This is a genomic window from Cyclobacterium sp. L-R (genome assembly GCF_056859355.1).
The window spans coordinates 91,676-104,297 of the sequence record NZ_JBSXOH010000050.1 but is presented as its reverse complement, the minus strand read 5'-3'; the positions used below and the strand labels follow the sequence as shown (position 1 = coordinate 104,297).

At 37.4% G+C, this 12,622-nt stretch carries 13 protein-coding genes; 1 reads left to right on the top strand and 12 read right to left on the bottom strand.

Annotated elements, in window-relative coordinates; genetic code table 11:
* Positions 1–674: 674 nt before the first annotated feature.
* The 6 genes from metK to AC13EX_RS05960 all read right to left on the bottom strand — a co-directional run bounded on the left by metK (position 675) and on the right by AC13EX_RS05960 (position 7,719).
* Complete coding sequence (gene metK / locus AC13EX_RS05985; protein WP_048641268.1) at positions 675–1,928, bottom strand: methionine adenosyltransferase; 1,254 nt, start codon at positions 1,926–1,928, stop codon at positions 675–677.
* Between the two features lie 80 nt (positions 1,929–2,008).
* Complete coding sequence (locus tag AC13EX_RS05980; RefSeq protein WP_048641267.1) at positions 2,009–2,680, bottom strand: hypothetical protein; 672 nt, start codon at positions 2,678–2,680, stop codon at positions 2,009–2,011.
* Positions 2,681–2,870: 190 nt separating this feature from the next.
* A complete protein-coding gene (gene secDF / locus AC13EX_RS05975) occupies positions 2,871–5,828 on the bottom strand; it encodes a protein translocase subunit SecDF (protein ID WP_048641266.1) in 2,958 nt (985 codons plus the stop codon).
* Positions 5,829–5,929: 101 nt separating this feature from the next.
* Positions 5,930–6,307: a hypothetical protein gene (locus tag AC13EX_RS05970; protein WP_157470357.1), complete on the bottom strand. Its 378-nt coding sequence runs from the start codon at positions 6,305–6,307 to the stop codon at positions 5,930–5,932.
* 163 nt (positions 6,308–6,470) lie between these two features.
* Positions 6,471–7,100: a uridine kinase gene (gene udk / locus AC13EX_RS05965; protein ID WP_048641264.1), complete on the bottom strand. Its 630-nt coding sequence runs from the start codon at positions 7,098–7,100 to the stop codon at positions 6,471–6,473.
* 40 nt (positions 7,101–7,140) lie between these two features.
* Positions 7,141–7,719: a non-canonical purine NTP diphosphatase gene (locus AC13EX_RS05960; RefSeq protein ID WP_048641263.1), complete on the bottom strand. Its 579-nt coding sequence runs from the start codon at positions 7,717–7,719 to the stop codon at positions 7,141–7,143.
* A 295-nt stretch (positions 7,720–8,014) separates the two neighbouring features.
* On the opposite strand from AC13EX_RS05960, the gene AC13EX_RS05955 reads away from it, so the two are divergent.
* Positions 8,015–8,605 carry an LOG family protein gene (locus AC13EX_RS05955; RefSeq protein ID WP_482891964.1) on the top strand — a complete coding sequence of 197 codons (591 nt, stop codon included), beginning with the start codon at positions 8,015–8,017 and terminating at the stop codon, positions 8,603–8,605.
* Between the two features lie 192 nt (positions 8,606–8,797).
* Here the strand turns inward: AC13EX_RS05955 and AC13EX_RS05950 are convergent, their stop codons facing one another.
* The 6 genes from AC13EX_RS05950 to AC13EX_RS05925 form a co-directional block, all read right to left on the bottom strand.
* Complete coding sequence (locus tag AC13EX_RS05950) at positions 8,798–9,181, bottom strand: DUF7079 family protein (RefSeq protein WP_482891963.1); 384 nt, start codon at positions 9,179–9,181, stop codon at positions 8,798–8,800.
* A gap of 126 nt (positions 9,182–9,307) precedes the next feature.
* Positions 9,308–9,958, bottom strand: coding sequence for a class I SAM-dependent methyltransferase (locus AC13EX_RS05945; RefSeq protein ID WP_482891961.1), 651 nt, complete (start codon positions 9,956–9,958; stop codon positions 9,308–9,310).
* A 272-nt stretch (positions 9,959–10,230) separates the two neighbouring features.
* Complete coding sequence (locus AC13EX_RS05940; RefSeq protein ID WP_048641258.1) at positions 10,231–10,632, bottom strand: hypothetical protein; 402 nt, start codon at positions 10,630–10,632, stop codon at positions 10,231–10,233.
* A gap of 138 nt (positions 10,633–10,770) precedes the next feature.
* Positions 10,771–11,061, bottom strand: coding sequence for a helix-turn-helix domain-containing protein (locus AC13EX_RS05935; RefSeq protein ID WP_048641257.1), 291 nt, complete (start codon positions 11,059–11,061; stop codon positions 10,771–10,773).
* 155 nt (positions 11,062–11,216) lie between these two features.
* Positions 11,217–12,080, bottom strand: a complete 864-nt coding sequence (locus AC13EX_RS05930) for a GNAT family N-acetyltransferase (protein WP_482891960.1) — start codon at positions 12,078–12,080, stop codon at positions 11,217–11,219.
* A gap of 79 nt (positions 12,081–12,159) precedes the next feature.
* Positions 12,160–12,597 carry a nucleoside deaminase gene (locus AC13EX_RS05925; RefSeq protein WP_048641256.1) on the bottom strand — a complete coding sequence of 146 codons (438 nt, stop codon included), beginning with the start codon at positions 12,595–12,597 and terminating at the stop codon, positions 12,160–12,162.
* Positions 12,598–12,622: the final 25 nt, after the last annotated feature.

Here is a 12,622-nt window from a genome sequence, read left to right as displayed (position 1 = left end):
CGTTGATAATAATCTCTTCTGGAAGGAAATTTAGGCCTTAATTAAAATTAATGCGTTTTCTCAAGATTCATAGCACCATATATTGGTAATCTTGCAAGTTTTATTGCGCAATAAGAGAAGGAGTTTATTGTAAAAACTATTCCTAGAAATTTTATTTAATTAGAAAAATTTACCCCTCAGTTAATAAAACCAAATATGCAACAGCCAATCAACTACACCCTGAAATCCCCTTAAAATCAGTCACTTCGTTGCTACTTTCAATTTCAATAGAGCGGTGCTATGTTAAAATATGCAAAGAGCCTGATTTTCTTGGGATTGCAACACTCCCCGTAAACACGGGACAGGCTTCACCCGTGACTATTGTCAGGACGGAGAAATTCTATTACATAATCTGGGTTAAATTTTGTCTAGGAATGGGGGCTTCTTACTTTTACAAACATTTCTTAACACTTTCCGATGCATTGGAAAGCTTTGTCATACAATTCCATTTTCTTCTTTATGGCTCAAATTAGCTTTCAGTTAGGACGCATGGGAAAACAATAATGACGAAATACCGATCTGAATTAGCTACTTAACCTTAGGATGTACCGATTTTTTTAGCATTCGGCTTAAACTAGAAAAAGACAGCCATATAGGCTGTCTTTTTCTTATTAAAACATTTTTTAATTTGGTATTTAGATGCCAAATTCTTTCTTTATGGCTGTTACCTGATCGAGTTTTTCCCAAGTAAACAATTCCACGTCCAAAGTAATGGAAGCTTTGTCTGGAGCAATGAAGGTTTTGGTTACAACTTCATTTTCTCTACCCATATGACCATAAGCAGCAGTCTCTTCATAGATAGGGTTTCTCAGTTTAAGCCTGTTTTCAATTGCAAAAGGTCGCATGTCAAATAATTGCTCTATTTTACGAGCTATTTCCCCATCCGACAAAGCAACATTGGCTGTGCCGTAAGTATTGACATACAATCCCATAGGTTTTGCAACGCCAATTGCGTAAGACACCTGTACCAATACTTCATCTGCAACACCTGCGGCGACCATGTTTTTGGCAATATGCCGTGTAGCATAGGCTGCAGACCTATCCACTTTGGAAGGATCTTTACCTGAGAAAGCACCGCCACCATGAGCCCCTTTGCCACCGTAGGTATCTACTATAATTTTTCGCCCAGTAAGGCCAGTGTCCCCATGAGGGCCACCAATCACAAATTTACCGGTAGGGTTGATATGGTACTGAATTTTGTCAGTGAAAAGCTTTTGTATGGCTTCCGGGAGTTGGGCTTTAACCCTTGGAATTAGAATTTTTATAATGTCATTCTGAATTTTTTCCAACATGGGTTTTTCCATGTCAAATTCATCATGTTGGGTTGATACTACAATGGAGTCAATTTTTTCGGGAGTATTGTCATCACTGTATTGTATAGTGACTTGTGCTTTTGAATCAGGTCGCAGGTATTTTATCTCATTGTTCTCTCTTCGCAAAGCCGCAAGTTCTTTCAATAGGCGGTGAGACAAATCAAGTCCTAGAGGAATAAAATTACTGGTTTCTTTGGTAGCATATCCAAACATCATCCCTTGGTCTCCTGCTCCTTGTTCTTCAGGATTGCCTCGGTCTACTCCTTGATTTATATCAGGAGACTGTTCATGTATGGCTGAAAGAACCCCGCATGAACTACCATCAAACATGTACTCACTTTTGGTGTAGCCCACCCTGTTGATAACATCCCGAGCAATTTTTTGAACATCCAAGTAGGTAGATGAATTGACCTCTCCAGCTAGAATTACTTGGCCTGTAGTAACTAGGGTTTCACAGGCCACTTTTGCATTGGGATCAAAAGCCAAAAAGTTATCAATAATTGCATCTGAAATTTGATCAGATATTTTATCTGGGTGACCTTCGGAGACAGATTCCGAAGTGAATAAATAGGACATACACTGCGTTTTTTGATTAAAGTGTAAATTTACATCTAAAGCCTAAAATTAAAAACTATATTTTCAAAACGCATGCTTTATTAAGTATAGTATCTATTAAAAAACCTTGGAGCGAAAAAAGACAGGCCCAATGAAAGGTACATTATTCCGGCAAGAAACTGCACCCAAAGAAAAACGTGCCCTACACCATAATTACCTATAGAGGGGTAATAATAGGTTAAAATGAAGAATATATAGCGTTCGCCATAAGAGAAAAGAATAAGCGAGGCCATCCAAAAATAGGGTAAAGACAAAAGGTTGACGTCTCTAAATTTACTTTGTTTTAATATGTCTTTAAAAAAGATCACACTGTAGGACAAAACCAAACCATGCCCAAGAAGATAGGTATAGGATTGTAGGGACTCATTTATGGGCTGTAAATATAAACTATTCAATAAACCAATAATTAAAAATCCGCTAATGGCGGGTAATACTGTTTTTTGGAGCTGACAACTAAAAGGCAGTTGGCTGAAAAGCAATAGCATAGCTGTAGGTCTGATATAGACATATAGCAAATTAAATAAGTATGAATCTTGGACTAAGTTTGCTTCTGATTTGGTCCAAATAAATACAGAAAGAAGTTCTGTAAATAGGATGAACAATACTAGGAAATTTATTTTTCTGTATTCTTTTGGGTGAAAGCCCAATAAAAGATACAGTGTGGCAAACAAAATCCCAAGTAAAAGCGCTATGGAATAGAATGACAATTGCATAAGACTACATTAGATGTCTGCAAGTTATCAAGAACTAAAATTTCCCACAATACCCTGAACAGGGTATTTTATTTGCATAAAAATGAAAAAAGAGTCATTCTGTTTAGGAATGACTCTTCTTAAATAAACAAATTATGGTTTTAACCCGGATTATGTAATAGAATGTCTATTGCATATTTCGGGTTTAATCTTATTTTACAGGAACTTCGCTTTCGCTGTCAATTTCTCTTTTCATTAAATCTACAACTACCGGAGTAGCAATATAGATAGAAGAATAGGTACCCACCAATACACCAATTAATAAGGCAAAGGAAAAGCCTCTTAATACTTCACCGCCAAATATAAGCAACACCAAAACAACGATCAGAGTAGTTGCGGAAGTAATAAGTGTTCTGGCCATGGTTTGATTGATAGCATCATTGAACATTTGTACCATTTTACTAGTACCTCGGTTAGAAATATTCTCTCTGATCCTATCAAATACGATAACGGTATCATTTATTGAATAACCAATTACTGTCAACACGGCAGCAATAAATACTTGATCAATTTCAAATGTGGCACCAAAAGCACTTGCTATTGCAAAGGCTGCGATAACAAAGAAGGTATCATGAATAAGGGCAATGATAGATGCCAATGAGAATTGCCATTTTCTAAATCTTAATAAGATGTAAAGGAAGATGGCCACAAGGGAGAAAAACATAGCTTCCAAAGAAGAGTTTTTGATGTCATCGGCCACTGTAGCACCAACTTTATTAGAGCCTGTAATAGAGAAATCATTTCCGGAAAGTTTGGTAGCGTCCTCCAGATAACTAAATCCTGTGACTGCAGCAATACCATTTCTTACTCTGTCTTCTACTTCCCTGTTGGCAGCGTCATTGTCTTCATTTACCAAATAAGAGGTGGTTACCTTTAATACATTGTTGGCACCATAGGTTTTAACTTCCACGGCTCCATCAAATTCACTGTCAAGACCTACTTTTAATTCTGAAGCAGGAACTGATTCGCTGAATTCAACAATGTAATAACGTCCACCTGTAAAATCAACTCCGAATTTGATGCCGGAAGTCAATGCAAGTATCATTCCGACAACAATTATACCGGTAGAGATTAAATAAGCAACTTTACGTTTGCCCAAGAAATCAATGTTCAAGTCACTGAATAAGTTTTTTGCAAATGGAGTAGCAAAAGAAATATTACTTTTATCACCTTTTTTACTCATCCAGTAAACGATCACTCTTGTGATAAATACGGAAGAGAAGAAAGAAGATGCAATACCTATCATAAGTACGATAGCAAATCCTTTAACAGGACCTTGACCCAATGCATACAAGATTGCTCCTGTAAGGAAAGTAGTAACGTTTGAATCGAGAATGGCACTGAAAGCCTTGTCATACCCACTGCTAATCGCTTGTAGAATACCCGATCCATTTTTAAGTTCCTCTTTAATCCTTTCGAAGATCAGAACGTTTGCATCAATGGACATACCAATCGTAAGTACGATACCAGCAATACCTGGTAGTGTAAGTGCAGCTCCTAGTTGAGCAAGAATACCTAAAATAAAGAAGATATTAAACAATAAAGCTGCAATGGCTACAAATCCACCTTTTGAGTAGTAGGCTATCATAAACAATACAACCAAAAGTAGACCGGCAATCATAGAGTTGATACCTTGACTTCTAGCTTCAACACCCAAAGTTGGACCAACGATGGCTTCCTCCACGATATTGGTAGGTGCAGGAAGTGTACCTGATTTTAAGATATTGGCCAAATCCTTGGCTTCTTCCATTGTGAAATTCCCTGTGATCTCGGATTGTCCGGAAGGAATTTCTCCTTGTACTGTAGGAGCTGTGTATACATAATTGTCCAATACAACAGCTATTCTTTTACCGATGTTTTCTGAAGTAAGTTTTCTCCAGTTTCTAGCACCTTCAGCATTCATTTGCATGCTTACTGCCGGCCTTGAAGCCTGATCTAGAGATTGTCTGGCATCTGTGATTACATCACCTTCTAAAGGAGCCTGATCTGTACCACGAGGGGCTTTGATAGCGTGTAACTCCAATAACTCAACTCCATCCTGCACCTGAGGCTTGACAGACCACATGAATTTTATATCTCTTGGAAGTAAAGATTTCACATCATCTCTTTTCAATACCCTGTTGATGGCAATGGTGTCTCTTAATTCATAGACTAAGCCGTAATTGGCTTTTAGTAATGCGAATAAAGGAGAAGCTTCAGTTCCTAATGAATCAGCATCTGTTCCGCCTTCAGCAAGTTGTTTTGCTAAATCACTTTCCAATCCTGTTGTATCAGCAGCTGCAGATGTTTCAGTAGAACCATTTGCTTGCTTTTGACTTCTTGCTTCTTCAACCAGGTAAGTATTCACCTGCTGTAAAGCATCACCAAACTCGTTTATTTCTGCTACTTGCCAAAACTGTAATTTGGCAACTCCCTGAAGGAGGTTTCTTACTCTCTCTGCATTGTCAACACCAGGAAGCTCAATTTGAATCCTACCCGTGTTTTGAATCCTTTGGATATTTGGCTGTGAAGTACCGAATCGGTCAATTCTGGTTCTAAGAATATTAAAAGACCTGTCGATAGCATTTTCTACTTCACTGTCAATGATACTTAGTATATCAGCATCAGATGTCTCCAAGGAGATTCTTCCTCTATTTGCAGCAGTAGCAAATATTGTATTCAATGACTTGTTACCGGCTTTTTCTTGCCAAGCTTGGTAAAAGATGTTTACAAATTTATCATTTACTGTTTTTGCACGTTCTCTAGCAACATCAACTGCTTCATTGAAAACAGCATCCTTGCTGCCTCCAGCTAGGCCTTTAACTATTTCTACTGGAGAAACTTCCAGTGTTACATGCATACCTCCCTGAAGATCTAGCCCTAATCCTAGTTCTGTATTTTTAACTTCTTGATAGGTAAATGGTAGACCTAAGAAATTATAAACCGGCTCTCTCCATATAGAATCCAAGTAGGTTTGTCTTTTGTCAAAATCGACATTACCCGACTCGTCGGTTGCATAGGTAGTGGCTTTCTCATGTACATTGTTTGATACCAATGTAAAAGACAAGTAATACAGGCATAGGGCTGTAATGACCACCGTAAAAAAAACGATTATCCCTTTGTTTTTCATGTTTGTTGATTGATTATTAAATGTTGTGTTTGATTTTATATAGAATTTCCATTTGAATCAAAGATTCAATGAAGCTATTAAAAAAAGTAGGAGTGTATTACTCAGGGTGCGTTGACAGAAATAATCTGTTCAAAAAGTATTTTGAATAATTGATTGTATTCAAGGTCAGTACCTAAATTGAAATTGGTTTGGGGTCGGTCGGCAATAACAATTTCATAGATAAAGTGGTAGGCATAATCTAAAGCATACATGACAAAAGGTACTACGGCATCTATACTCGTATGGATAAAAGTACGGGTGTCGTCAGATTGTCCATCTTCATTGTCCGAAGATAAATCCAATTGTACTGCCAAAGAATTTTCCTTGGAATCTATGCTTAACATTAATTCTGAACTGGAAACGAATACGCAAAAAAGCATTACTATAAGTAATGTGAGCCTTTGGCGCATTAATCCTTTATTTTTTCTGTTCAGTTTCATGGGTTGCAAATATAAAAAAGTTTTTCCAATTAAGGCATGGCTGTCCTTTTTAATTTTTATTAGTAAACCTTCTGTAAAACAGTTGTTTATGTCTATTCTTGCTGTGAAGTATGGAAAATAAGGGCATTGGTATGGACAGTAGAGGTAGAGGAAATGAATAATATCAAGTCTGTTCCTTACCTATTTTGAAACGCAAAAATGTTTTTATTACCTCTAAAGCCTTTTCAAAATCGCTGTTATTGGGCACGATCAGGTCTGCATCATGTTTAAATGGAGCAATGTACTTTTCGTAAGTAGGCATAACGTGCCTTTCATAGCGGTAAAGCACGTCGTCAAGATCATAACCACGCTCTACTTTGTCTCTTACTATTCTTCTTTTTAACTTAATGTGTTCCTTGGCATCTATATAAACCTTTAAGTCCAATAGATTGGCAAGTTCTGGGTAGTACAATACAAAAATTCCTTCAACCACCACTACAGGAGCAGGGGTGAAAGTTAACATTTTTGGTTTTTTGTTGGGGTTATTAAAGGTGTACTCTTGTCTGGCAATGGTCTGACCATCTTGTATCTTCCGAATATCTTCCGCATACTGTTCGAAGTCTATGGAATCCGGTGTGTCAAAATTATGTATACCGCGCTCATCCGTAGGCTGCTGATGCCTGGGTTTGTAATAGTTGTCCTGAGAAATCAAACATACCTGTCCAGGCTCAAAAGAATGTAAAAGCTTGTCTAGGAAGTGTGTTTTACCCGAAGCGCTTCCTCCAGTAATTCCTATGATAAATGGTTTGGTCATAAAATGATGATTACAGATTTCATGTGTAGTAAAGCAAGTCCTAAGCTCTTTCTTTTAAAAAGTTGGCCAGTAACCTGACGGCCTTCCCTCTATGGCTAATGGTGTTTTTTTCTTCCAAAGACAATTCAGCAAAGGTCTTGTCAAAACCCAAAGGCTTGAAAATAGGGTCGTAACCAAAACCACCTTCTCCGGACCTTACTTCCAATAGTTCTCCTTCTGCCTTGCCTTCAAAAGCCCACTCATCCTTCCCGATTATCAAAGCGATGATGGTTCTGAATGCAGCTTTTCGGTCCTTTTTCCCATCCATATTTTTCAAAAGTAAATCGACATTTCTGTCATCACTCCTTGGGTCTCCAGCATACCTGCCAGAATAAACACCCGGAGCACCGTCCAAAGCAGCTACTTCTAATCCTGTGTCATCGGCAAAACAATCCACACCGTAATGGGTTTTGACGTAACGGGCTTTCTGGAAAGCATTGTCTTCTAGCTTGTCGCCTGTTTCAGGTAATTCCTCCTTACATCCGATTTCCTCCAGGGAGACAATTTCAAATTCCTCGCCCAAAGCAGCCCTTACCTCTTTTAGTTTCTTTAAATTATTTGTCGCAAAACAGATTTTCATAACGTGAAATTACTTTAGCTTTTTCAAAATCCTTCTCTAAAACTTACTTTTTTGATTGAAAAGAAACAATTTGGCTTTAATCCTTATCTTTGGATTCATTTTTCATGGAACCAATCGTTCCTAAAATTTACAGGTTTTATTTATTTCTTTTTAGCTTTGAACCTCAAATAAGGGAGAGAACAACAATATCTTGGATTTTGACTCATGCCCTTCAAATGAAGAGTAGTAAGAAGCTTTCTGCTTTTTCAAATGACCATATTCACCCTGACTTAGGGTATCAAAATAATATTATATTATGTTTCCACTAAAAAACATTACCGTCTACTGCGGATCAAGTACTGGAATTCTACCAGATTACAGCAACCAGGCCAAGGCTTTGGCTAAAGAAATGATCAATAGAAAGCTGGGGCTGGTATATGGGGCAGGCAATGTAGGACTCATGGGCGTGATTGCCGATGAGATGTTAGCCTCAAAAAGCCAAGTCTATGGAATAATCCCTCAAAAACTAGTAGACATAGAAGTGGCGCATCAGGGCTGCACGGACTTGATTGTGGTAGAAACCATGCGGGACAGGAAATGGCTAATGGCCGAAAAGGGGGATGGCTTTATCGCCATGCCTGGGGGAATAGGAACATTGGAAGAGTTATTTGAAATCATGACCCTCAACCAATTGATGTACATACAGAAACCATTGGCGTTGTACAATGTGTCGGGTTATTACGACAAGTTATTGGACTTTTTAACTCATGTTGGTGACCAGGGCTTTTTAAAGCCGGACCAATTGAGCAATTTGATTGTTGCTGCTGATCCTGTGGAGTTACTGGATAAAATGGAAGCTTACCAACCTTCCGGCACTCCTGATTGGCTTCGTAAGAAAAAACAATAGCTAATGCAAATTGCGATTTAGGGGGTACTGTTGCAGGGAAAAGTAGCATTACCCCCTAAATTCTGTGGTACGAATTGTTTTTGTTAAGCATTCATGCCTCTACCTACAAAAAAAATATTCCACGTCAGTTTTTTTTAGCTTTGATTTCACAAGCCTCGCCATCTAGAATATCCTATGCGTCGCATTGGCATATTATTGTGGTGTGTTTTTCATTTCTTTTTTTACCCTCTCCCAATAAGCTTTCCTCATCCAATACCAGACTCGGTTATTTACTTTGTACCAAAATTTAAAAAATCGATTTGTTCGTTTCTTGTAGGTCTTTTGACATTTGGAAAATAGCCAGTCCCTGTCAAAGCCCTCCCATTCACCTGCTACACTGAAGAGGTTCATTTGGAGTACAGGAAAGACTTCATAGCGATCAATATCCATGATTTCCTCAAGGCTGTAAGGGGCCTTATGAAAAACCCTACAAATTTCTGCAAAGTCTTCGTCTTGTAGTTGCGTGTCCAGGTAAAATTTGGAAAGTGCTTCCCAAATTGGTTTTCTGTTCGCTATGTCCGTTTCGGTCTGATTCAAGGTTGATTTTCCAACTAGCTATCTAATGTGATAATAAGTTGTTCTTTATCCAAGTTAAGCTTTCGAGCAAAGGGGCAGTGAATAGATCTCAATATTAATGCATAGAACTAAAATAGGACCATGTTGTTAGGCCTGTCTTTGAAATAGGGTAAGATGGGTTGCTTCGCCCATTTCAGCTTCAGTACTGCTTGAATGAAAAATTTGCTTTAAACCACTGCTTTCAAATGATTTAATGTACTCATTATTTAAAAGCCATGGAGGTCCATTTTCAAAAGCTCTTTTACCTTGTTGTGTTTCAGTGATAACCAATAATTTGCCCTTATCTGCTACAAAGTCTGAAATATGCTTTATCAAAGTTTTTTCATACTTAGGTGGAAGGGCTTGAATAGTGTAGATTTCCAATACAAAATCAAATTTCCGGTTCCAGTCTGGAATTCCTTTTAACAAATCGGCTTGAATAAATTCAACCTTAGCATTTGGAAACCTGGTTTTACAAAGTTCAATAGCGCTGTTTGAAACATCAAATGCTGTTACCTTAAAGCCTTGTGATTCAAGTTCAATGGCATCGTCACCCATGCCACAACCAATTACCAAAGCTGTTTTTCCTTTATGTGTATTTGGGTTTTTCCTTATCCAACTTTTAAACACAGGATGGGGAGCCATATTTGCCCAAGGAATGCCTTCGCCATCTTCATTGGCTTCAGAATAAAGTTTCTCAAACCAATCGGTAGGTTTATTTTCTTCTACGCCTAATCTGTTTTTTGTTTTTTCGTCCATTTGGGAATTCAATTTAATATTATATAACTGTTAGGAAAAAAGATCGTATTTATACCTTTTTGAAGCTGTTGCAATCCCTTTGGTAACTATCATTAATATATGCGCTTTAAATGTGGGGAGATGTTGGCATTGTTGTAGTTACAGGTAGCTTAAGATTGGAACCGTGACCTATAGTAAGTATCAGTTTCAGTATTTTTTTATGGGCCTTGGAACCAAACTGGTCCCTGAGCCTGTCGAAGGGGCTAGATCATTCCTTTTGGTATGTATCATAATTACCTTTTGTATTCATTTTTAAGAATATTAAGCATGTTATTTAATTCTAAGGCGCTGTCTAGTTCATTTTTTGAGCTGAATTTTAGGTGGTTTTTATGATTGGCAAGCTCAATTAAGTGATAAACTTCATTGCTGTCATTTTCAAAGAGCAGATCAGGGATTTGAGTTACTACCATATGTGATTTACTCAGATAAATATTTTTAACAGTAAATGGGACTAACATATTATTATTGGTACGATTTAAAGGATCTTCAGCGTAAAAAATATGTGGATGCTCCCAACTATCGATTGACATTAGCCAAAAATTTGGAACAATTTTTTCAGGTCCATAAGTATCCCAGTTACATGCGGTAACTAGAACTACCGATAAGAATAAGTATGGTAAAGGTTTTATGGACATTGGGTAAGGGGCCAGGATGCTGATTGGGTAAACACTAGAAGTATTATAAGGGAGAATGCAAACCTATATACTGGGATGGAGTGCATGTTTCTGTCGGAAATTTTTAGCTCGGACTTCTCGTCTGCAAACAGTACTTTTTTACCCAATTGAAATGTTTAGGTGTTTTCCTAATCCTTTTTCAATCAGCTTGTTGTAAGTTGAAATTTGAATGTCACTTAGGCCTCTCTCTATTCTTGAAATATAGCTTTTTTTAGTTCCAGTTTTTTCTGCAAGTTGTTCTTTTGTCCTATTGGCCTGCTGTCTAGCTTCTTTTAGCATAAGGCCAAGTTGAAAAGCTAGTGAACCTGAGTCATATTGGTCTCTTGATTCAGTTTCTTTTTGTCCATATTTACTCACCAATAAATCTTCAAAGTCTGTTATATTCTTCATATCAGTTGTTTTTTTCTTTCCAAGAATAATTAGGTATGCTATCCATTTTTTTATTGCTGAAATCTTTACAAATTTTATAGTCCCGACAATTGAATGCCAAAGTTGAGTTCATTTAAAGTTGGCGCTTTCGGGCTTTAAACCAATCCAATAAAAGCTTATCCCAATTCAAATGTAGTTAACCCATAAACCTTGTCAATCCTCATATTTGGAGATTTGCCGTAATACATTCTTGCGCACTCAAATATATACTTTGCATCAAATGCTTCAATAAGGTTTAATGCCCCTTGATTTATGATAGGAATATCAATATACAGTGGTTTACCGATCACTGAATTTAAACAAGCTTTATAAAGCTCCTCTGCAATGAATTCAGAATCTGCAAATAAGGGGCATATTTTATATCCTGTATTCGCTTTCCTTACGATGGAAAATCCCTTAATTTGACCATCCTCAACATACTTAAATGTCTTATTTCCTGGTAGTTTTAGCCAGGGAATAATAAACTGTGGACGTGAAAATCCAAAACATTGTTTATCATAGGCTAAAATGGAGGATATATCCTCCTCGATTATTTGGGAAATATTTTTATCAATCTTGAATGCCATTCCTTCCTTTTCATAGCGAATATCCCTAAAGGCAATTTTAAAGCCGCCTTTTTGATAGAATGGTTGCAAAGCCAAAACGCCATCCATTCCTATTGAAGAACCCTTATTTAATCTTGACAACAAGGCATCTCGTCTTTGATACCATAGTTTCCTCCCAATTCCAAAGGACCTGTATGCTGGCTTAACAATGAAAAAGCCCATAAAGCCGAATTCCATATTGTATGAGACAATCGATCCGCCAGCAATCAGATCAGCATTGTGAAAATATCCATAAAAGCCTTCTGGATCTGTTGACCAATACGCATCAGCATCATTTGGACCAGGGTTCCATCCCTCTTCTTCAGCCCATTTCAATAAAGTCTTTAAGCCTTCAAAATCTAATTTCTTAAATTGTAATTGATCTATATTTACCACAAGCAATTTTTTATTTTACCCGTAACCCTATTCAAATAGGCTACATGCTAGTTTTTAATATTAATTCAGTAAGCATTTATCAAACGCCTATGTCCTCATTCCATAAATCCTTATTGGCTTCAATAAAGGATCTCATTATTTCTTTACAGGTAGGATCATTGATGACAACAACTTCAACACCTCTTTCTTTTAACAATTTTTCCTCTCCTACAAACGTCTCATTCTCGCCAATAACTACTTTAGGGATTCCATAGAGCAAAATAGTACCAGAACACATGGAACAAGGAGACAAGGTTGTGTATATGACACATTCGCTATAAACACTGGCAGATTGCCTCCCGGCATTCTCAAGCGCATCCATTTCGCCATGAAGGATTACACTGCTATTTTGTACTCGACGATTATGTCCGCGACCTATAATTTTCCTGTCATGAACAAGGACAGACCCAATAGGTATGCCTCCTTCAGCCAGACCTGTTTTAGCTTCTTTAATTGCTTCTAAAAGAAATTCATTCATTGTTTTCTAATTATGTTTAATGGCC